The organism is Lysinibacillus sp. NPDC096418 (assembly GCF_044762775.1).
In the GTDB taxonomy this organism is placed as follows: Bacteria; Bacillota; Bacilli; order Bacillales_A; family Planococcaceae; genus Lysinibacillus.
Genome location: NZ_JBIWEY010000001.1, coordinates 263,349 through 285,509, shown reverse-complemented (window position 1 = coordinate 285,509; position 22,161 = coordinate 263,349). Strand labels below are relative to the sequence as shown.

General features: G+C 37.8%; 16 protein-coding genes, 1 riboswitch and 1 other annotated feature. All 16 genes read left to right on the top strand.

Going from position 1 to position 22,161, the window contains the following annotated elements; all coding sequences use genetic code 11:
• Positions 1 to 93: 93 nt before the first annotated feature.
• Positions 94 to 1,746, top strand: a complete 1,653-nt coding sequence (locus ACIQZG_RS01345; RefSeq protein WP_402753353.1) for a hypothetical protein — start codon at positions 94 to 96, stop codon at positions 1,744 to 1,746.
• Positions 1,747 to 1,890: 144 nt separating this feature from the next.
• On the top strand, positions 1,891 to 3,285 hold the full coding sequence (locus tag ACIQZG_RS01340) for an S-layer homology domain-containing protein (RefSeq protein ID WP_402753352.1): 1,395 nt from the start codon (positions 1,891 to 1,893) through the stop codon (positions 3,283 to 3,285).
• 17 nt (positions 3,286 to 3,302) lie between these two features.
• Complete coding sequence (locus ACIQZG_RS01335) at positions 3,303 to 6,212, top strand: vWA domain-containing protein (protein ID WP_402753351.1); 2,910 nt, start codon at positions 3,303 to 3,305, stop codon at positions 6,210 to 6,212.
• 1,060 nt (positions 6,213 to 7,272) lie between these two features.
• Positions 7,273 to 8,634, top strand: a complete 1,362-nt coding sequence (hemA, locus tag ACIQZG_RS01330; protein ID WP_402753350.1) for a glutamyl-tRNA reductase — start codon at positions 7,273 to 7,275, stop codon at positions 8,632 to 8,634.
• Positions 8,635 to 8,802: 168 nt separating this feature from the next.
• Entirely contained in the window at positions 8,803 to 9,630 is an 828-nt protein-coding gene (gene ccsA, locus ACIQZG_RS01325) for a cytochrome c biogenesis protein CcsA (protein ID WP_402753349.1), read from the top strand.
• A gap of 18 nt (positions 9,631 to 9,648) precedes the next feature.
• Complete coding sequence (gene hemC / locus ACIQZG_RS01320; protein ID WP_402753348.1) at positions 9,649 to 10,581, top strand: hydroxymethylbilane synthase; 933 nt, start codon at positions 9,649 to 9,651, stop codon at positions 10,579 to 10,581.
• Positions 10,571 to 11,335, top strand: coding sequence for a uroporphyrinogen-III synthase (locus tag ACIQZG_RS01315; protein ID WP_402753347.1), 765 nt, complete (start codon positions 10,571 to 10,573; stop codon positions 11,333 to 11,335). The genes hemC and ACIQZG_RS01315 overlap by 11 nt, the downstream gene beginning before the upstream one ends.
• Positions 11,332 to 12,312, top strand: coding sequence for a porphobilinogen synthase (gene hemB / locus ACIQZG_RS01310; protein ID WP_402753346.1), 981 nt, complete (start codon positions 11,332 to 11,334; stop codon positions 12,310 to 12,312). Before ACIQZG_RS01315 ends, hemB begins: the two co-directional genes overlap by 4 nt.
• A complete protein-coding gene (gene hemL / locus ACIQZG_RS01305; protein WP_402753345.1) occupies positions 12,313 to 13,605 on the top strand; it encodes a glutamate-1-semialdehyde 2,1-aminomutase in 1,293 nt (430 codons plus the stop codon). It begins immediately after the preceding gene.
• A 497-nt stretch (positions 13,606 to 14,102) separates the two neighbouring features.
• Positions 14,103 to 14,645 (top strand): TlpA family protein disulfide reductase, encoded by a 543-nt coding sequence (locus tag ACIQZG_RS01300; RefSeq protein ID WP_402753344.1) that lies wholly within the window; start codon positions 14,103 to 14,105, stop codon positions 14,643 to 14,645.
• A 163-nt stretch (positions 14,646 to 14,808) separates the two neighbouring features.
• Positions 14,809 to 15,342 carry a sigma-70 family RNA polymerase sigma factor gene (locus tag ACIQZG_RS01295; protein WP_402753593.1) on the top strand — a complete coding sequence of 178 codons (534 nt, stop codon included), beginning with the start codon at positions 14,809 to 14,811 and terminating at the stop codon, positions 15,340 to 15,342.
• Entirely contained in the window at positions 15,314 to 16,579 is a 1,266-nt protein-coding gene (locus ACIQZG_RS01290) for a DUF4179 domain-containing protein (protein WP_402753343.1), read from the top strand. The genes ACIQZG_RS01295 and ACIQZG_RS01290 overlap by 29 nt, the downstream gene beginning before the upstream one ends.
• A gap of 289 nt (positions 16,580 to 16,868) precedes the next feature.
• Positions 16,869 to 17,315, top strand: coding sequence for an SRPBCC family protein (locus ACIQZG_RS01285; RefSeq protein WP_402753342.1), 447 nt, complete (start codon positions 16,869 to 16,871; stop codon positions 17,313 to 17,315).
• Between the two features lie 111 nt (positions 17,316 to 17,426).
• A complete protein-coding gene (locus ACIQZG_RS01280; RefSeq protein WP_402753341.1) occupies positions 17,427 to 18,035 on the top strand; it encodes a valyl-tRNA synthetase in 609 nt (202 codons plus the stop codon).
• Positions 18,036 to 18,300: 265 nt separating this feature from the next.
• Positions 18,301 to 18,562, top strand: a binding site (T-box leader).
• A 46-nt stretch (positions 18,563 to 18,608) separates the two neighbouring features.
• Positions 18,609 to 21,254 (top strand): valine--tRNA ligase, encoded by a 2,646-nt coding sequence (locus tag ACIQZG_RS01275; protein WP_402753340.1) that lies wholly within the window; start codon positions 18,609 to 18,611, stop codon positions 21,252 to 21,254.
• Positions 21,255 to 21,378: 124 nt separating this feature from the next.
• Positions 21,379 to 21,482, top strand: a riboswitch (cyclic di-GMP riboswitch).
• Positions 21,483 to 21,578: 96 nt separating this feature from the next.
• Complete coding sequence (locus ACIQZG_RS01270) at positions 21,579 to 21,983, top strand: hypothetical protein (RefSeq protein ID WP_402753339.1); 405 nt, start codon at positions 21,579 to 21,581, stop codon at positions 21,981 to 21,983.
• The last annotated feature ends 178 nt before the right edge of the window (positions 21,984 to 22,161 follow it).

Genomic DNA, 22,161 nt, shown 5'->3' with positions numbered 1-22,161 from the left:
TATTGGAGAATTACAACTTTTTGAATAAGAAATCTAGCAATAGATAAGCTATACTATTCTTGAATAGTATACATGTTAAGGAGGCAGGAATAGTTGAAAAAAATATCATACATACTCGTAGTTCTTTTGCTTATGATGGTAACGTTACCATCAGGACATTCTGCACAAGCTGCGCAGAAAGTAACTGGAACATTTGTTGATGTTACATATTCAGAGTATACAAATGCAGAAGGCAAAGTGGAAAAGCAACTTAGTAAAATCACCTTACAAAATGATAGTGGGCGTACAGTTACGTTCAACATCAACAACGATGTCCTTCTATATATTAATAACACTCAAACAACGATAGACGGTTTTAAAATGGGCATGAAGGTGGAGGCGGAAGTATCACTACGACGTGTAGTAGCTCTGCGTGGAACTTCGAATATCTCAGAAGAATCAACAACGGTTGCACAAAATGCGAAAACAATCGCAGGTGTAGTAACAAGTATCGACCCAAAAGGCATGTTTATCATGGTAAAGCCGGATGTTGGGAAAGAAACAACTTACTATATTAATAAAGACACAGCCTATCAAAAAAATTCATCAGCTGTTGATATTAGCTCGTTGTACATTGGTGATCGAGTTAAGCTAAAGCTAAACAACACAGGTACCTCTATTGTTTCGAAGGTTGAAATTAGCGTGTCTGGCACAGTGGTTGAAAAACTATATAAGGGCGAAATTCAAACAGTCAATGCCAATAGCAATAAACTAACGATGAAAAATCAACATGCTTTAGAAAACTGGCAATTTGGAAATAGCCCAAGCTCTGCACTGTCTACGATGTCATTTGCTTCAAAAGCACCTATCTATGTTGGCAATAAAAAAATAGAAAAAGGTCATTTGAAAAATTACATTGGTAGTGAAGCGTATTACGCGACTGTAAAGCAATTTGGTAAGGAAGTTATTGAAAAAATTGTTGTCCTTCAAAACAATGAACGTACATACTATGAACCGATGACAGCAGTCGATACAGGCTATCAGTTCTTAACATTAAAATCAGCGGGACGTATGTATTACCATGATGGCTCAATATTAATTCGTAACGGACGTTTAATTGAACCAACAGGCTTAATGGCATACGGAACAGCATTTGTTGTTTCTGATGGTGCGGCACGTGATCATTATGCACAAGTGGTTCAAGTAACAAGTGATAGCTTTATGTCACCAAACTTAGCAACACATGATTTGTATTACGGAAAATTAGTACAAGCTGATGGTTATTTAATTGAAATCGACGATGCTATCAAGATTGAATCGAATGTCTTCAAAGATACGGATGGGCAAGTATTATCTATTAGTAATTCGACAAAGGCAAAAGTGAATGACAATGCCAAAACGTATACAATCGTGCCTGATATCGAGTTATATCTTTACGAAGACCAATACGGTTACTTCTACGTGAAGGATGGCCACGTACAAGCTATTCATATTTTAGATAATTCAACACCAGTGGCACAGCGTATGCTAGTTGGTAAACTTCAATCAGTTAAATCGACGTTCCCAGCAGTGATTAATGTGAAGAGTGTTAGTCAATGGATGAACGGAAGCTGGTACGAAGCTGGGGAAATGATCGATATGGATATCGATCAAGCAACGATAATTAAAGCAGGAAAAGTTATTCAGCCTTCTGACTTAAAACCTTCAGATCGTTTAGTCGTTATGTCGAATAATTTTGTAAAAGGGTACTTTATTTTAGTCGATTAATAGTGAAGGCGGCATGTGGAGAAACTTCACATGCCATCTCCGCTTTCAATTCTAGTGAATAGGCTGAAAGATGAAAGAGAGGGACAAAATCGCATGCAAAAGTATGTAAAAAGAATTTGTATATCATGTTTTGCTCTCATCATCATGATGATGGGAATACAAGTAGATGCATCAGCTGCTTCACCAGACACAACTGGAGCAGTGAAAAATGAGTATACATATGAAGAAGCAGTATTTATTTCAGGGAAACCAGTCGTATTTACAGGCAATAGTAAGAATGTGAAAATCACAGAAAAAGAATCTAAGGGAAAAATTACTGAAACGTTTAATATGAAACTTACTTCAAAAAGTGGTGATACACTTTCACGTACGTTTTCATACGAATCTGATGTAGTCGATTACACAACGATTGGTCAAAAAACGGCAAATGGCGTAGTGAAAAAATATTCAGAGAAAATCGTAATTGGCGGTATAACATACACGTTAGCTGATTTTCAATTTTCACAAGGTACTGTAACGGATAATCGTGCAGCATCTGATTATTTCTCAGGTAATATTATTTCACGAAAAACATACACAACTTCAGGTAAGAAAAATCAGCCTACACAAACAATCTCAATTGATACAGATAGTCGTCATGTAGGGTATGAGAACTTCTGGGGTGCGACAGAAACGCAAATTACAGAATCTGTTATTTCGAATAGTGATGGTACAACGGGACATGTGAAAAACCGTTTATCGACAAGTAAATCACGTGTTTTAAACTATGAAGATAATCCTGCGGGTCTCTCAAGCTTTGATGGAGGTTACGCGGTAGTAAGCGAAAAAGATGTGATTTCTGAATATACGTATAATTTAGCCTCTGGTACAGCAGGTACACTAAGCTTAGATTCAGAGTATATGCCGACGATAGAGCGTTTAATCATTCCGAAATTCCGCGATATTTCAAATCACTATGCGAAGGATGGCATTGAAAAATTATATTCATTAGGTATTTATGAAGACGCAAGTAATTTCTTTTCACCAAACACGCCAATGAAACGTTCTGATTTTACTATCGCAATTGGGAAAGCGGTAGATTTACGTGTAATGGAAGAAAAAAAATCGAAAAAAGCTTCTTCAACTAGTATTTTCAAAGATGTGAAACGCACAATGAAAGACTATGCTTATATTGAATCAGCGGTGAAAAAAGGCATTATCAGAGGGGTAACGCCGGACTACTTTAAACCAGACAATCCAATTACGCGTGCACAGGCAGCTGCCATTTTTGTTAGAGCGTTAGGACTAGAAAATAAAGCGCCGGAACCAGGATATGTAACAAAATTCACAGACGATGCTCAAATTCCAAATTACTCTCGTGATGGTATTTATATTGTCAATGAGTTAGGGCTAATGACGGGAGATCCAGTTACAGGACGCTTCAATCCAAACCAATCATTAACACGTGCACAAGCATCTGTTGTATTAGAGCGCTTCTTGAACTATTTAGAAAACGATTTAAAGCAAAATCATAGAGACGACGTACTATTTTTTGACTAAGGAAAGGATTTGAATAAATGAGACATGTGAAAAAAGCATTTTTATTACTATTTTGCTTCGTGCTAACATTTGTCACAGTTGTGCCCGCAACAACGCAAGCTGCTACGACTATTCAAGATGTTCCTACGACAAATAGTAAGTATGCAGCAATTTCATGGGCAATCAACAACGATTTAATGTCGACAAATAGCGCAAATAATTTTTTGCCAGATGGACAGGTTGCTGAACGAGATGTCGTAACGATGTTCTCTAAGCTTGATAAAAACTATGCGTTAACTTACAACGAAAGCGTTGCATATAACTTCTATAGTGAATTTTACTTACCGTTGGAAGGGACATTTGTTGCAACGAACCGTTCGAAAACAATTACGCGAGGTCAATTTGCACGCATTTACGCTGCGTTTAAAGGGTTAGACTTAGACGAGCCACAAGCGGTGCAGTATCTATATATAAATGATATTTCAACAGGATCTACCGGTAAAAAAACTTTTGCAGATTTTAACCCTTCTACAAAGCTAACACGTGGCGATTTGGCAGTATTTTTATATCGTGGTGTACAAAGCGATTCATTTGCTGTACAAGGTTTAAAAAAGGCAGCATCTGGACGTGATAATGACAAAATTACATTACCAGCAGGTTTCATGGGTTCAACAGGTGAGGAATTTGAAGAGCCGAAAGATAATGACAACGATTTTGTAGGACCCCCTTATGTAAACAATGCGCTACAAGCGATTGATATTGAAAAACCAGATTTAATTGCAAATGGTGAAGATAAAACGTTAATAACGGTTTCATTAAAAGCATGTAATGGTGATCCGATTGCAGATGATAAATCGTATACATTCCGTGTAACGTCTACACATGGGGCAACGATTGTGAATACGAGTGGGGAAACGGTTCGAAATGTTCAATCTGATGGTTCGACTGTATCTGCTATCGTAGTTGCACCAAAGTTAACAAAATCTGCACGTGATGTAATTTCGTTTGAATTAATAAACAATACAGATCCAAGCATGAAATGTCTTGTTGGAGAAAAGTTAAATGCGAATGTACGATATGCTCCAAAGGCAGAAATGCGAATTAATTTTGAAGTGTATGATCCGAAAAATTTAGGTGATACAGATGGGGACATAACACCTCCATATCCAACGCGTGAAAAACTACCAGAATTCTTTACAGAAAATCTAGTAGATGTGTTCTGGATTGATCCTGAAGAGAAGAAATTTAGTATCGGACAGCAAACAAATGTAACGAATGCTTTAGGAGCGGTGGAAAACAAATATTTACAGTATGGTGGCAGTGATGCCGCTTATCCAGCACTCGGCTATAAGCATGCTCAATTACAATTTGAAAACTACGATATTTCGGTGTATTTATTTGAAAAAATACTTAAACATCGTTTAGATAATTCGGTGACAAAACCTGCTAAGACTGAAATTATGTACATGATTAATAAGGATGGTAATCCGATTTATCGTATTCAAGGAATTGATGATTCGATTGCCTCACAAGTAGAGAACATTAACCCAGTAGGCTCAATCATTCAATTAATGAGTCATATGCCGGAAGAGAAAAAGTTAACAATCGAGCATTATGATAGTGTTATGAAAATCTATGCAATTTTAAGTAACTTAAGCAATTATGACCGTACTGTATTGCTTAAATATCAAGGTGGTAAATTACTAGGTCAAGTAGAAGCGTATAAGAAACGTGTAGAAGCATTGAAAGAAAGTGCCGACGCAGCAGCAAGACCTAATGGCAAAGATCGATATACAAAAGTAATGGTGACACTCGTAAGACCTAGTGGAGAAATTGTAACGGACTATCAAGGAACAGTTAAAATTACATTTGATGGTGTTGAAAAAACAGCCTCGTTTGTAACGAATACATCAGACTACTTAACAAATACGGGTGGTCCTGGTACAGCTGTTGCGTATTTTGATTCGATCCTTTATGGAAATTCTAAAATTGAGGCGGAACTAGTCGATAAAGTCGATCCTCGTTATGCAACGATTTTAAAGGACATTACAAATACAACGATAACAAAAGAAATTTTCACGAACCCTTACTTCTCTAAAAATGTATGTTCACTTGCTTCTGAAGTAGCATATGTAGTTGATTATTCTTCATCGATGCGTGCAGTTGATCCGACGAATTACCGTGGCACTAAAACAAAGGAATTAATTGAACAAATAAATGCGAAGAATAATATCGTCATTAAAACAAATACGAAGGCCCAATTACTAAAAGAGGGCGATACAAAAACTGTAATGGCACATCCTTTGTATAAAGACCAAAAAGAATCCGGTGCGACAGATATTTTCACTGGTGTAAAATTAGCAATAAGTAAGTTCTCAGATGATCAAAAAACTTCGAAATCTATTGTTGTTGTGTCTGATGGCAAAACGAGTAAATCAAGCTTGAATGAAACAATTGCCGCAGCGAAAAAACAAGGGATTAAAGTTTATACAGTAAGCATGGGTAAGAAATCACAAATTAATGAAAAAATATTAAAGCAATTAGCAGAAGATACTGGTGGAACTTACTTCCATACTTCGAATCAAATGCAATTCCATAAGGCATATCAAACAATTATTGACTCGATCTTATGTAAAAAAGTATATCCAAGCTGTTTAAATGGTGGAGACTTATTTGATACATCGACAGTGACGATTCGTAAAGGTATTATTACGATGAGCGCACGTATTCCTTCTGATTGTCCAGGCGTGGAACGTGTTGTTGTACGTTACTCTTCTGTCAGCGGTGATATTCAGTTTGATTTAACGAAGCGTAGCGATAGCGTCTTTATGTTGACGAAAAACGTACAGGTTATGCAAGACTTCAAGATTAATACAGAAGTTGAGTTTATCGCATACGATAAAGACAATAATTTACTATCATCGAAAAAGGTGAAAGTTTCAAGTTAATAGGCAAGTTAGCTGCTCCTAGTATTTTACTAGGGGCAGTTTTTATGTGCGCCCGGCATGCGCATGAGCTATAGGGTGGAAGTCCCGAACCCCGAAGACAGAAGTAGAGGTTAGCCAAGAGCAAGGGTGTCCGTGGTGACGCGGAATCTGAAGGAAGCTGGCGGCAAAACACCGGTCCGAGGAACACGAATCTCATAGAAGGCTAGGTATGATTGGATGAGTTTGCATAACAAAACAAAGTCCTTTCTGTCAAAGGTCATATCGAGTAAATGAGGCGGATAGATGGTGTGAAAGTGCATGTGCTTACCCGGGGAGGTCTGATGGAAATGCGAAGTACACTTTGTAAGCTGCTTAGTGATAAGTAGTTGAACCATCAGAAGTCAGCAGAAGTCATAGTACCATCAGTGGGAAGGACTGAACCATGAAGGACTGCGGAATAAACTTGAATTTCACTTGCACGTTGAAGCAGACAATTCGAATAAGGACTTACTTAGTGGAAGAAATGGTGAATTCCATAGGACACATTAAGAGGGCTAAGATGTAAGTGGCAAGGAGAGACAGAAAAGCATAACGGACAGGGAGATACAAAATCGCTGTCCGTCAGACTTCATGGAACCGCCGTATACGGATCCGTACGTACGGTGGTGTGAGAGGACGGGAGTTAGTCGCTCCCTCCTACTCGATTGAGGTTAAATAATGGCTCTACACCGAGTGTGCTAATAGGGAAACAGAGGTTAAAAACATCATGTCCTGTGACGACTTATCTGTGCGAAAGCGAAGCGACAGTAGCAAACGCCTTCGTGACCATCAACACGTTAGCTCACTAGATGCCTCTTGGAAAGCACCAAGCTGAAACGGAAATCCTTCCTTATTTCCCAATAAAAAATTTAAGTGATTTAAACAGATTGATTGAAACCATCTATATAGTTTGTTACACTCAGTTTATAATAATTCTAATTTAAAAAAATTTCTACACGGCATGTTCACAAATATATAGATGAACTCATGTCGAACTATGCTATAATATAATTTATGAATTAGAACGTGTGAGGTGTTATTCATGCATACCATCGTAGTAGGCTTGAATTATAAAACAGCGCCTGTTGAAATTCGTGAGAAGCTGTCATTCATTGAGAGTGAGCTACCACAGGCAATGGAAGCGCTACAAAAACAGAAAAGCATATTGGAAAACGTCATTATTTCTACATGTAACCGCACAGAAATTTATGCGGTTGTTGATCAGCTACATACAGGACGTCATTTTGTAAAGCAATTTTTAGCGGATTGGTTTCATTTGCCGGTGGAGAATTTTTCTTCTCATTTATTTATCCGAGAAGAGGATGCGGCATTAGAACATCTTTTCAAAGTGACTGCTGGAATCGACTCAATGGTCCTTGGTGAAACGCAAATTTTAGGTCAAGTGAGAAAGAGCTTTTTGAATGGACAAGAGATTGGGACGACTGGTACGGTCTACAATCAGTTATTCAAACAAGCAGTGACATTTGCAAAACGAGCACATAATGAAACAGCTATTGGTGAAAATGCGGTATCTGTATCTTATGCAGCTGTCGAACTTGCAAAGAAAATTTTTGGTTCATTAGGGCGTAAGCATGTTGCAATTTTAGGTGCTGGAAAAATGGGTCAGCTTGCGATTGAAAACTTATACGGAAACGGTGTGGGCAAAGTCACAGTTATTAACCGTACGTTTGAGAAAGCGGAGAGCTTAGCTGTAAAGTTTAGTGGCGAGGCAAAATCGATGAAAGAATTGCAATGCTCATTATTAGATGCGGATATTTTAATTACGTCAACTGGTTCGACAGATTATGTCATTGATTATGAATTGATGGAATTTGTCGATCGTCTCCGTAAAGGTAAGCCATTATTCATGGTAGATATTGCAGTACCACGTGATATTGACCCACGAGTAGGAGATTTACCGAATATTTTCTTGTATGATATTGATGACTTACAAGGCATTGTAGAGGCGAATTTAGCCGAGCGTGAACGAGCTGCTTCTGAAATAACACAAATGATAGACAAAGAGGTTGTTCAGTTTAAAGATTGGTTTGCTACACTAGGTGTTGTACCAGTTATTTCAGCATTGCGTAAAAAGGCGAGTCGTATTCAAGAGGAAACGATGTTGAGTATTGAAAATAAAATGCCAGATTTAACGGATCGTGAACGTAAAATTTTAAGCAAACATACAAAATCAATTATTAATCAATTATTAAAAGAGCCTATTTTGCAAGCGAAAGAAATGGCGAATTCACCTAAAGCAAATGAACAGTTACGTTTATTCCAACAAATATTTGGTATTGAGGATGCAGTTGAAGAAGAAGTTGATGCGATGACCGAGCAAAAGCTACAACGAAAAGAGCAAGTGCAGCATCAGGCTTCTATACAACCAAAGTACTCTTTATAAAAGAATTTATATGAGGCGTTTTCGTATCTGTGTGGTAAACTAAGGGTACGAAAACGTTTTTATTTTAAAAAATGTCTAGGCTAAAGTGCTTTATAGGATGCGGTGTTTTTACCAACGCAAGTATAGACGGGGGCTTTAGCACTTTTCTATATGAAGAAGGGATGTCTATTGGCTGATTTGACAACGACAAGGCTCTATGAAGTAATGATCGTCTTGTATGCGATCAGTCTAGTATTTTACTTTACTGATTACTTTTATAAGCAAGTTCGTGCAAGAAGAATAGCTTTTTGGCTTGTATCATTTGTATGGGTCATTCAAAGCACAATTATATTATTAACTATTATTGAACTAAAGCGTTTTCCGATTTTGTCGTTATATGAAGGGATACTCTTTTACTCATGGTTACTTGTGACATTATCGATTATTCTTCATTGTATTGCGAGAGTGGATTTGCCGGTATTTATTATTAATATACTAGGCTTTGTGTTTGCGAGCATTTTTACTTTTATGCCCAAACGACCAACTGGAGCAGTAGGGGAGACCTTAATCTCGGAAATGCTTTTTATTCATATATCATTTGCGATTTTATCGTATGCGGCATTTACATTAGCATTCGTGTTTTCGACATTGTATTTAGTGTTATATCGCTTATTAAAGAAGAAAAAATTGACACATTTATGGTCGCGTTTGCCCTCTTTACAGCAAACGAGCAATTGGATAAATGTATCGTTTTTTGTCGGGATCCCTTTGTTATTTGTAAGCTTAATTTTAGGGTTTGAATGGGCACTCTTATCGCTAGATAGCTTATTTATTTTTGACGCTAAAATTATTGGGTCTCTTATATTATTAGTGCTTTATTGTTCAATTTTATATGTGAATCGTAAAGGTAAGCTGATAGGCACAAATTTCGCTTGGTTACAAATTTATGCCTATCTATTGGTTGTCGCTAATTTCTTTTTAGGTAGTAGCTTATCGCGATTCCATTTATGGTATTAGAAGAAAGGTTGGAGACTGTTGAGAAAAATTATCGTAGGTTCAAGAAGAAGTAAGCTAGCATTAACACAAACGAATTGGTTCATTAATGAACTGAAGGCTGCTGGAGCACCATTTGAATTTGAAGTGAAGGAAATTGTGACAAAAGGTGATCAAATCTTAGATGTACAATTATCAAAAGTTGGTGGTAAAGGTTTATTCGTTAAAGAAATCGAACAAGCACTTTACGATAAGGAAATCGACTTTGCGGTACATTCTATGAAGGATATGCCTGCAGTGTTACCTGAGGGCTTAGTCATTGGTTGTATCCCACCTCGTGAGGATGCACGAGATGCGTTTATTTCAAAAGGACATGTGAAATTTGCAGACCTTCCATCAGGTTCTGTAGTCGGCACAAGCTCACTTCGTCGCAGTGCACAGTTATTGACAGTGCGTCCCGATTTAGAAATCAAATGGATTCGTGGTAATGTCGATACTCGTTTAGCGAAGCTTGAGACAGAAGAATACGATGCAATTATTTTAGCGGCAGCGGGATTAAAGCGTCTTGGCTGGAGTGATGATGTTGTAACTGAGTTTTTATCAATAGAAGACTGTTTACCAGCTGTTGCACAAGGTTCTTTAGGTATCGAATGCCGTAAAGACGACGAGGAATTATTAGCAGAACTAGCTAAACTTACAGACGGTTCAACATGGCAAGAAGCACATGCTGAACGTGCATTTTTAGCTGCTATGGACGGCGGCTGTCAAGTACCTATCGCAGGGTATGCCAAAACAAATGGGGAACAAATTACACTTACAGGTTTAGTTGCAGCACCAGATGCTTCAGTTATTTATAAAGAAACTGTCGTAGGTTCTGACGCAGAGACGGTTGGTAAAAAGCTTGCAACGATTTTAACAGAGCAAGGTGCATTTGATTTAATTCAACGCGTGAAGGCAGAGCAAGATGCAAAGTAATTTACCTTTACAAGGTAAAACGATTATTTTAACGGGCACGTCTAAAACGAGCACAATCATCGAAGATATTACAACGCTAGGTGGCCGAGCAATAGTTACCCCATTAATTGAAACTTGCGAACTTATAGATCAAAATGATGAAGTGCAATTAGAGTATGCGCGCCAATTTAACTGGCTTATTTTTACGAGTCAAAATGCAGTAGATGCATTTGCAAGTAAGGTAAAGCGATTTAATCTAAATGCACAGCATTTTCAAGGGAAGATTGCGTCTATTGGTACCAAAACTACAGAGGCTTTAGAGAAATTAGGTTTTAGTGTTAGCTTTATGCCAACTATTTTTAGTGCTGATGTATTTGTCAAAGAGTTTCCGAGCGTGGCTGGAGCGAACCCTTCTTGTTTGTTTATTCGTGGTGAAAAAGCGAAGAAAACATTAAAGGATGGCTTGCCATTTGAGTTAAAGGAATGGACGATTTACGAAACACTTGAAAGACATGATCACAAGCAAATTATTATTAATTGTATTCGTGAAAACAAGGATGTTACGGTTATCTTTGCAAGTCCATCAGCGGTGGATGTTTACGCATTAGATGTTGCATCTATTGTTGGCTGGGAAGCGGTTCGTGTTGCTGCAATTGGTCATATCACGGAAGCGGCGATTACCAATCATGGCGCTAAAGTAGATGTGAAACCAAGTGTATATACGATGCAGGCTGTACTAGAGGAATTAATGAAAGTAGAGGAACAGAGAACATGACTCAATTACAATTTCAAAGACATCGTCGTCTGCGCGCGAATGCTGCAATGCGCGCCATGGTAAAAGAAACATACTTACACAAAGAAGATCTTATTTATCCGATTTTTGTCATTGAAGGCGAAGATATTAAAAATGAAGTGTCTTCAATGCCAGGTGTGTTTCAATTTTCATTAGATAACTTAGGAGCAGAAATCGATGAAGTCGTTGCTTTAGGTATTCCTGCTGTCATTTTATTTGGTTTACCTGCGGAAAAGGATGCTGTCGGTACAGGTGCCTACCATGACCATGGTATTGTGCAAGAGGCTACACGTCTAGTTAAGGAACGTCACCCAGAACTTCTAGTTATTGCAGATACTTGTCTATGTGAGTATACAGACCACGGACATTGTGGTGTCATTGAAGGAGAGCAAATTTTAAATGACCCTTCATTAGATTTGCTTGCACGTACAGCAATATCTCAAGCACAAGCTGGTGCTGATATTATTGCGCCATCGAATATGATGGATGGTTTCGTTACAGCTATTCGTGCAGGATTAGATGCAGCTGGATTTGAACATATACCAATTATGTCTTATGCGGTGAAATATGCTTCAAGCTATTACGGACCATTCCGTGATGCGGCTGATGGTGCACCACAGTTTGGTGACCGTCAGTCGTATCAAATGGACCCATCGAATCGTCTAGAGGCATTCCGTGAGGCGGAATCTGATGTAGCTGAAGGTGCTGATTTCTTAATTGTAAAGCCTGCACTTAGCTACTTAGATATTATTCGTGATGTAAAAAATAACTTCACATTACCAATCGTTGCGTACAACGTATCAGGCGAGTATGCAATGGTGAAAGCAGCCGCAATTAACGGCTGGATTGATGAGAAAAAAGTTGTGCTTGAAACATTACTAGGTATGAAACGTGCAGGTTCAGACTTAATCATTACGTATCATGCAAAAGATGCAGCACGCTGGTTGGAGGAGAAATAAATGGCTCGTTCTTACGAAAAATCAAAACAAGCATACGCTGAAGCAGTACAATTAATGCCTGGTGGTGTTAGTAGTCCAGTACGTGCATTCAAATCTGTAAATATGGACCCAATCTTCATGGAGTCAGGACAAGGTGCAATCATTAAAGATATTGATGGTAATGACTATATTGACTATGTATTATCATGGGGTCCACTTATTTTAGGACATTCGCATCCAGAGGTTGTTCAAGCTATTGCTGAAACTGCGGCGAAGGGTTCATCATTCGGTGCGCCAAGCTATACTGAAAATAGATTAGCAAAATTAGTATTAGATCGTTTACCTGCAATGGATATGATTCGTTTTGTGTCTTCAGGGACAGAAGCGACAATGTCTGCTCTACGTGTCGCACGTGGTGTTACAGGACGCGACAAAATCTTAAAGTTCGAAGGTTCTTACCATGGCCACGGTGATTCACTACTGATTAAGGCGGGTTCAGGTGTCGCAACACTAGGTTTACCAGATAGCCCTGGAGTACCTGCAGATATCGCGAAAAATACGTTAACAGTCGCATATAACGATCTAACATCTGTTAAAGCTGTCTTTGAAAACTTCGGTTCAGAACTTGCAGCAGTGATCGTTGAGCCAGTTGCAGGGAATATGGGTGTTGTTCCACCGCAGCCAGAATTTTTACAAGGCTTGCGTGACTTAACAAAAGAATACGGAACGATTTTAATCTTCGATGAAGTAATGACAGGATTCCGTGTAGACTATGGTTGCGCACAAGGTTACTTCGGTATCGAGCCAGATATGACTTGTTTAGGTAAAGTAATTGGTGGTGGCCTTCCAGTAGGTGCATTCGCAGGTAAAAAAGAAATTATGGAGCAAGTTGCGCCGGCAGGTCCTATTTACCAAGCAGGTACACTTTCAGGGAATCCACTTGCTATGACAGCTGGTTATGAAACGTTAAGTCGTTTAGATGCAGGTTCTTATGAATACTTCAAAAAACTAGGAGATCAATTAGAAGAAGGTTTCCGTGCGGCAGCAACGAAATATAATATCCCGCATACAGTTAACCGTGCAGGCTCAATGATTGGCTTCTTCTTCACAAATGAAGATGTTATCGACTTTGCTTCTGCAAAAACTTCCGATCTACAATTGTTTGCTGAGTATTTCCGTTTAATGGCGGGAGAAGGTATTTTCCTACCACCTTCACAATTTGAAGGGTTATTCATCTCAACAGCACATACAGAAGAGCATATCGCGCAAACAGTGGAAGCATTCCATAAAGTATTTGCACAATTAGCACGCTAATATATCTATAGCTAGAAAGCCATCCATTAGGGGTGGCTTTTATCTTTTTTTATAGTTGTTAATAACTCAGCTTACCACCATAGCTTGGGTTCCGTTCCGGTTGGGCACTTTCCGAGGAACCTCCAATGTGCCAGCTTCGGGCCAACATGATGTTGGTCACGAAGGTGTGTGCGGCTGTCCTTCGCTTTCGTGCAGATAAATTGTCACAGGATGTTCCGTTTTTAGCCTTGCTACAGGGTCTCATCTGGGACGCTAATGCCGCAGGAAGCGTTGCCCTGCAGCGAAAGGTGAATGCCGTCAGCTACACTCGCCAGCCTTCACTCCAATGAACACGCATTTTAAAATCGATAAATTCTTTAACTAAATGAGATTCCACACTTTTGGTAATAAACCTAATTTATCCCTAATTTATCTTTCTATATTGTGAAAAGAATAGTATTGTTATGTATATGCAAAAATTTCTATTTTAATAAAAATATAGAATGAAGGGGTAGGTTATGAAGGTTAATAAAAAGATTAGTTTAATCATTTCGCTGGTACTAATTATTACTTTGATAGGAATTGTCGTAAAAAATGGGTTTACAAATAACCAAACAATAAATGCTCTGATTAAAAATGAAGATGGGACGGAGCGTATTGCATATGAAACCAAACTCATCGGCTTAGATCATTCTGAAACAACATTGAAGGATTACAAAGGTAAAATTCTTGTATTAAACTTTTGGGCATCATGGTGTGGCCCTTGTATAGATGAGGCTCCTGACTTAAATAAATTTTATAAGAAAAAGCCAAAGAATGTGGAATTCCTCACGGTTAATATGACTTCTAAAGAAAAAGGTGTTGAATCTGTAGAAAAATTTGCGGATCAGTATAATATAAAGTTTCCCATTTTTTTAGATAAGAAAGGTACCTTACAAAAATCATTTGAAATTATTGGTTATCCAACAACATTAATTATTGATTCGGATGGGATTGTTCAATACAGAATTCAGGGTGAAATCAACCGAGAGCAGTTGAATACATTGGTATCAAAGCTTTAGGGAAATTACGATGCTTATTTTTTGAGATACATAATTTAATGACTTTTCTATAAAAACGTTGGACGATAAAAGTTCGACGTTTTTATTTTATTTGAAACGATTTGGATAAGTTGTTCATCTAACTTATAGATAAACAGAAAGGGTGGTGACAAACTTGTTAGCGATGTCATTATTAGCGAAGGCAAAGAAGGGCAATAATCAAGCATTTTTAAAACTGCTTCAGGATGAGAAAGTAAAGCTATACAAGATGGCTTACATTTACATGAGAAATGAAAATGATGCGCTAGATGTTGTGCAGGAAACAGTGGCAAAGGCATATGCCAATATCCATACGGTAAAAGAAGAGCAGTATTTTGCGACATGGCTGATGAAGATTTTAATTAATACAGCCCTTGAAATGTTACGCAAAAACAAAAAAAATTTACTGATGCAGGAGCAGCTACCAGAGAGAGGACAAGAATCTTCTTACGATGAAAAATTAGATTTACTTCAAGCGATTGAACAGCTTGATGAGAAATACAAAACGGTGATTTTATTAAAATATTATCGAGATCTTCCAACGAAGAATATTGCTGATTTACTAGAATGCCCAGAAGGAACTGTCAAAACAAATGTACATAGGGGGATCCAACAATTGAAAAAATATTTTAATAGAGGAGGCGAGTTTTATGGAGAACAATATAAAAAAGACAATTGATGACATCGATGTGCCGTTAGAAAAACTAGATCAAGTGATTGAAAAAGGGATGCAACATAAAAAGAAAAAGCAGAAAAAATCATTTGCAATGGCAATGCTTTTAGTCGTAGCTACAGGGGGCCTTGTTCTAGGATCTGGCTTTATTTCACCGAAAATGGCGAATGTTTTAGCTGACGTTCCTTTAATTGGTTTTATGTATGACATTGAAAAGTATGATGAGGGATTACTTAATGCTTTATCAGATGACAATAAAGTTACTTTGAATGAGACAGTTGTAAGTAATGGCCTACCAATTACAGTTGAAGAAATTGTATACGATGGTGCACGCCTTGATGTAATCTTTTCAATGCCAAGTTATGAAGGTAAGTATGCTTCAAGTATACATGTTGATGGGAAGGAAATTAATGCGGGATCAAGTATGCGAATTTTAGAAAATAATGATGTCTTCCGCGGAGTCTGGGAAACTAGAATGCCAGATAATTTACCTGATGCTTTCGATCTTACATTTAATATTCATCAAATAGATGATCCGACGGCCAAATGGGTTTATAGGACGCCAATCCAAAAGGTGAAAAATAATATCAAAACTTTAGCTACAGGACAAACAGGTGAAATCGATGGTATATCTTTTACGGTAGATCATCTCGAAACATCTACTACTACAACAAAATTGAACGTAAAGTTTGACGCGTTAATGGAAAAAATATTCTCAGAAGAGCGGGTTCTTTTTGAAACGGTAACGGATCAAAATGGTACACCTATCAGAGTGTTGGACAAGTCTGGGAGTGGTGATGAAAATGGGGTCACTTATACTTATCTATTGGGGCCGTTAAGTGAAGAAATAACAGAATTAAAAATTCTTTATTATTTCGTCCCTTTTTACCATGAACGAGAAGATATTATAGTGCCACTTGCAGATAAATTTCCACAGAGAATTTCACAAGGTAAGATGGGAGATATCGTCATCACAAATGTAGAACATAAGGGGTCTGAAGCTACAATGACTTTCTATGTGGACAGTGATTTTCCTTATAATGATGTACTGATGCCAAATTTTTTAGAGATTGAAGTCGAATCAGGCGAAAGCTTGACGACCCAAATATTAAATCCAATTGGCCCGAATGAATATCAATTGACGTTCCAAGCAAATGCAGGAAAACCTTTAGTTCATACAATAGCAAATACACCAGACATGAAAGTAGAGCAATCCGCGATAGTAACAATTCCAATAAAATAGAGTTGTTTTTACTAGCATGATGAAAAAGGTAACTCAATTTGTAATAACATAGAAAGTATTAAAAAAGTCCTTATTAGGAAGCGAAATGGGCTACGGTCATATGTTTTGTTTAATAATTGTCTTTTTTAAGAGTTTTATAGAGACCTACTGGTACTTCCTTAATATTAGCGTATGTTTCGAAACCTGTCTGCTAAATTTTATTCGTCATAAATACAACTATTCTCATAAGCATTTTGTAAGCAAAATCGTTTATAATATAGCTATTCATAAAAGAAAGTAGTGAATTGATATGGCAACAGGCACACATATAGTAGAAGTACCCGTAGCGATTGAAAACGTATGGGATTTCGTCAGTGATATGGAGAAATGGGCAAAGCTTGTCCCAGGTTATAATGCGCATACGATGATTAACGACAAACAGTCTACATGGACATTTAAAGGTAATGTCGGTGTATTGAAGAAAACGGTAGAAGTAGAGATTGATATTTTAGAATGGTCTGCTCCTTCTAAAGTAACGTTTAACTTAAAAGGACTTTCTGATAATTTCACTGGGAATGGCTATTTCCTAGCAGAAAGTATTGATGAGAACAATACACGTATGACAGGTTATTTAGAGGTGACTGCAGGGGGCTTAGCAGGTCCTATCTTAAACCCAATCTTTAAGCCAATCGTACCAAAAGCAACACAAATGCTGACAGATCGTGTAGCGAATAAAATTAAATCATTACATGCTTAAAACATGGAGGTGTCTCAAACCCTGAGACACCTCTTTTTTTGCTGTCATACCCTTCTTTAAAACAACATATAATGCATGGGAGGGAATATTATCGAACATAAAACTTGGAATATGAGTGAGACATTTTGTTTTCCTGGATATGGTTGCCCAACAGAAATTGCTGCTGTGCAGATTACACCTCAATGGCAAGCTCAACAATTAGATGATTCATTGCGGTTAATTGGTATTTATCATGTGACAGCACATGTACGTTTTGATTTCCAAGAAGAACATGCAATGATGGATTCAGATGATTTGGTGAAAATAGATGCACTTGATCTTCAAGGAGATACCGGCTATTTTGAGTATGCGGTTCCTTTACATGTGGATTTACCGAAAGATGCATCTATTGATAGTTTAATGGTGAAAGACATTCGACCTTCACTCAATAACCAAACATGTCAGCTAGAATGGACGATCGCGAGTACATTTAGTGAACCGGAGCAAGTAATAGCGGTGGCCCATATTGTTGAGGCACCACCTGAACCTGTTGCTGAACCTGTTGCTGAAGAAGTTGTACTGGTAGTTGAAGAGCAAATTATGCTAGCAAAAGAATCTACGAATCAAATTGTTATTCGTGAGTCTAGCTCATGGGAGCAAGAGGCACCATCAATGATTTGGGATTTAGAAGAGAATTACACATTGTTGAAAGTACGCCCGTCAAATGATATCGTTCATTAGTAAATAGAAAAGAAGCAACAATAATAATAAAATTATAAAATCTCCAGTAGTTGGAATGATTATGACACGTACAAATTGGAAAGCACAAATTGGTAAAATGATTGTTCGGCAGTAAAAACGAATTTGTCGTAGCCAAGGTGGTAAAAACCAGGGATTGTATTTACGTCGCATATGAAATTTCACTTCCTTTCTAAGCTACTAGTTGAAAATAACTAAACTACTTGAAAAAATGCGTGCTATTGCGGTACAATGTTGGAAGTTAAATAGCGATGCATGGAAAGGGAAGAGTAAATTGCCCGCGCATTTTATAGAGAGGAAACGGTAGCTGTAAAGTTTCCATTTGTGCACAATTGAAGGTAGCCCAAGAGCAGCTTTAGTGAACTGATAGTAGTTAGAGCCGGTTAAACACCGTTATCGAATTGAGAGCCGAGAATCGGTTTTGTTTAAGTGCTATTGTAGGCACTGGACTTTAAACTAGCTCGGAATTAAAGGTGGTACCGCGAACTTAAAACTCCTTCGTCCTTTTATAGACGTTAGGAGTTTTTTTATTTGTCCAAAATAGGAGGAACGAAAATGACAGAAAACATTTCAATGCCAACAAAGTATGATCCACAGTCGATTGAAACAGGTCGTTATGAATGGTGGCTACAAGGTAAGTTTTTCGAGGCGAAACCTGAAAGCGGAAAAGAACCATATTCAATCGTTATTCCACCGCCGAACGTAACAGGGAAATTACACCTTGGTCACGCGTGGGATACAACATTACAAGATATTTTAATCCGTATGAAACGCATGCAAGGGTATGATGCGCTATGGTTACCAGGTATGGACCATGCGGGTATTGCAACACAAGCGAAAGTAGAAGCAAAACTTCGTGAAGATAATATTTCTCGTTATGATTTAGGACGCGAAAAATTTCTTGAAAAAACAATGGAATGGAAAGAAGAGTATGCTGGACATATTCGTGAACAATGGGCAAAGTTAGGTCTTGGTCTTGATTATTCTCGTGAACGTTTCACATTAGATAAAGGTCTTTCAGATGCAGTAAAAACAGTATTCATTCAACTTTATGAAAAAGGTTTAATCTATCGTGGGGAACGTATTATTAACTGGGATCCAGCTGCAAAAACTGCCCTTTCAGATATCGAAGTAATTTATAAAGATGTTCAAGGTGCTTTCTACCACATGAAGTACCCATTAGCAGATGGATCAGGATACGTAGAAGTAGCTACAACACGTCCTGAAACGATGCTTGGTGACTCTGGTGTAGCTGTTCACCCGAAAGATGAACGCTATCAAGACTTAATTGGTAAAACAATTATTTTACCAATCGTAGGCCGTGAAATTCCAATTGTTGCTGATGAATATGTAGATATGGAATTTGGTACGGGTGTTGTAAAAATGACACCAGCGCATGATCCGAACGACTTTGAAGTTGGTAATCGTCATAATTTAGAACGTATTTTAGTAATGAACGAAGATGGCACAATGAATGAGCTTGCGGGCAAATATAACGGTATGGATCGTTTTGAATGCCGCAAACAAATCGTTGCTGATTTACAAGAAGCTGGCGTGTTAATTAAAATCGAAGAACATATGCATTCTGTAGGTCACTCTGAACGTACTGACGCAGTAGTAGAACCTTACCTTTCAGCACAATGGTTCGTTAAAATGCAACCACTTGCAGATGCTTCCCTTGAACTTCAAAAAGATGAGGAAGGCAAAGTAAACTTTGTACCTTCTCGTTTTGAAAACACATATTCTCGTTGGATGGAAAACATTCGCGACTGGTGTATTTCTCGTCAATTATGGTGGGGTCACCAAATCCCAGCATGGTATCACAATGAAACAGGTGAAATTTACGTTGGAAAAGAAGCGCCAGCTGACGCTGATAACTGGACGCAAGATGAAGACGTTCTTGATACTTGGTTCTCATCTGCATTATGGCCATTTTCAACTATGGGTTGGCCAGATGAAGCAAGCGAAGAGTTCAAACGCTATTACCCTACAAGTACGCTTGTAACTGGGTATGACATTATTTTCTTCTGGGTATCACGTATGATTTTCCAAGGGCTTGAATTTACGGGTGAACGGCCATTCAAAGATGTATTAATTCACGGTTTAGTACGTGATGGCGAAGGTCGTAAAATGAGTAAATCACTTGGTAATGGTGTAGATCCAATGGATGTGATCGAACAATACGGCGCTGACTCACTGCGTTACTTCTTAGCAACAGGTTCATCACCGGGTCAAGATTTACGCTACACAACAGAAAAAGTAGAGTCGGTATGGAACTTTGCCAATAAAATTTGGAATGCCTCTCGTTTCGCATTAATGAACATGGACGGCATGACATATGATGAAATCGACTTAACTGGTGAAAAATCTGTTGCAGATAAGTGGATTTTAACTCGTCTAAATGAAACAATCGAACGCGTTACTTTTTTAGCAGAACGTTATGAGTTTGGTGAAGTGGGCCGTGAGCTATATAACTTCATTTGGGATGATTTCTGTTCTTGGTATATCGAAATGGCGAAATTACCAATGAATGGTGATGATGAAGCCGCGAAGAAAACGACGCGTTCAATTTTAGCGTACGTGTTAGATCAAACGATGCGTTTATTACACCCATTCATGCCATTTATTACGGAAGAAATTTGGCAACACTTACCACACGAAGGTGAGTCTATTACAGTGGCAGCATGGCCAACAGTTCGTGATGACTTACACTTCGCAGAAGAAGCGGATAATATGAAATTGCTTATGGATATTATACGTTCGGTACGTAATATTCGTGCGGAAGTAAATACACCTATGAGCAAAAAAGTACCATTATTCATTTCAGCAAAAGATGCTGCGACTGTAAGTGTACTTGAAGCAAATAAAGCGTATTTAGAAAAATTCTGTAACCCTGAAACGTTAACGATTGGTGAAGGCTTAGAAGCACCAGGTCAATCAATGACAGCTGTTGTAACGGGAGCAGAGCTATTCTTACCTCTAGTCGGCCTCATTAACTTAGAAGAAGAAATTGCTCGTCTTGAAAAAGAGTTAGAAAAATGGGCAAAAGAAGTTAAGTTAGTGTCTGGAAAGCTTTCAAACGAAAAATTTGTCTCAAAAGCTCCAGAAGCTTTAGTAAATGCTGAACGTGAGAAATTAGCAGATTATGAAAGCAAACATGCGTTAGTACTAAAACGTTTAGAAGAACTGAAAAATATGTAATTAATTTATTGCAGCGGATGACATTTTTGGTCATTCGCTGTTTTTTGCTATTTGTGTGATTTGTAATGAAATAAATCTATTGAAATAGGTCTTTTTGTATAGTATGATATTTTAAACTTAGTATAATAGACAAAGGCAAACTGCTTGAAAAGGCAGGGCGCAAAGCCTAGGGTCTAAGGTATAAAGATTATTTTTAATCTGAAATGCTATGATCGCCTGGTTACCAAAGAAAAGGATTTATTAATAATTCTCTTGGCTATTCTATCGTAATTAGAATGGCCTTTTATTATGCAATAAAGTAATGTTAAATGTTGGAGGTTACTGATGTCTGGAAATATAGGAACAACCATTGCGAAAGTAAATACGGCCTGTGATAATTTAGAATTTGTTAATGCGAGAGCAATCATAGAGATAAATCTCCTTAAATTATCAGAAGCAAAATACTATAGACTCCTTAATGCAAATGCGAAAGTGTTAATCAAGCATGTAATTTCGGATAGCAAAGTAAACGACGGAACAAACAATAAATTAACACGTGCAGATTTATTAACAATCAATAAAATCAATGAATATTGTTCGAACTTTGATATATCTATGTTAAAAAGAACATTAAAGAACTCATTTGAATTAGTTCAAAGATCAGATGTTCATCCTTATTTAAATAAAGATGCGAAGATTATCTTAGCTGATATGGGTGCTCTGCTTGGAATGGAGTATCAGTTGCAATAGTTATCCTCAATTTAAAAGGGGCAGTCCTAAAAGTAAAAATAGTATGCTGAGAGTACTTCCGGCATACTGTTTTTTGATATATAGGTAAAAATCCGCGTAGACTCCTGCGGGAACATTTTTCACGACGAAAGCGTGAGTGAAACGTAGCGGCAGGAGTATGCACAAGATGTAAGACGCA

Coding starts and splice junctions, on each gene's coding strand:
- hemL (WP_402753345.1), top strand. CDS start 12,313: ATGGCTCGTTCTTACGAAAAATCAAAACAAGCATACGCTGAAGCAGTA.
- ACIQZG_RS01340 (WP_402753352.1), top strand. CDS start 1,891: ATGATGATGGGAATACAAGTAGATGCATCAGCTGCTTCACCAGACACA.
- ACIQZG_RS01285 (WP_402753342.1), top strand. CDS start 16,869: ATGGCAACAGGCACACATATAGTAGAAGTACCCGTAGCGATTGAAAAC.
- ACIQZG_RS01275 (WP_402753340.1), top strand. CDS start 18,609: ATGACAGAAAACATTTCAATGCCAACAAAGTATGATCCACAGTCGATT.
- ACIQZG_RS01295 (WP_402753593.1), top strand. CDS start 14,809: ATGTCATTATTAGCGAAGGCAAAGAAGGGCAATAATCAAGCATTTTTA.
- ACIQZG_RS01300 (WP_402753344.1), top strand. CDS start 14,103: ATGAAGGTTAATAAAAAGATTAGTTTAATCATTTCGCTGGTACTAATT.
- ACIQZG_RS01335 (WP_402753351.1), top strand. CDS start 3,303: ATGAGACATGTGAAAAAAGCATTTTTATTACTATTTTGCTTCGTGCTA.
- ACIQZG_RS01290 (WP_402753343.1), top strand. CDS start 15,314: ATGGAGAACAATATAAAAAAGACAATTGATGACATCGATGTGCCGTTA.
- hemA (WP_402753350.1), top strand. CDS start 7,273: ATGCATACCATCGTAGTAGGCTTGAATTATAAAACAGCGCCTGTTGAA.
- ACIQZG_RS01270 (WP_402753339.1), top strand. CDS start 21,579: ATGTCTGGAAATATAGGAACAACCATTGCGAAAGTAAATACGGCCTGT.
- ACIQZG_RS01280 (WP_402753341.1), top strand. CDS start 17,427: ATGAGTGAGACATTTTGTTTTCCTGGATATGGTTGCCCAACAGAAATT.
- hemB (WP_402753346.1), top strand. CDS start 11,332: ATGACTCAATTACAATTTCAAAGACATCGTCGTCTGCGCGCGAATGCT.
- ACIQZG_RS01315 (WP_402753347.1), top strand. CDS start 10,571: ATGCAAAGTAATTTACCTTTACAAGGTAAAACGATTATTTTAACGGGC.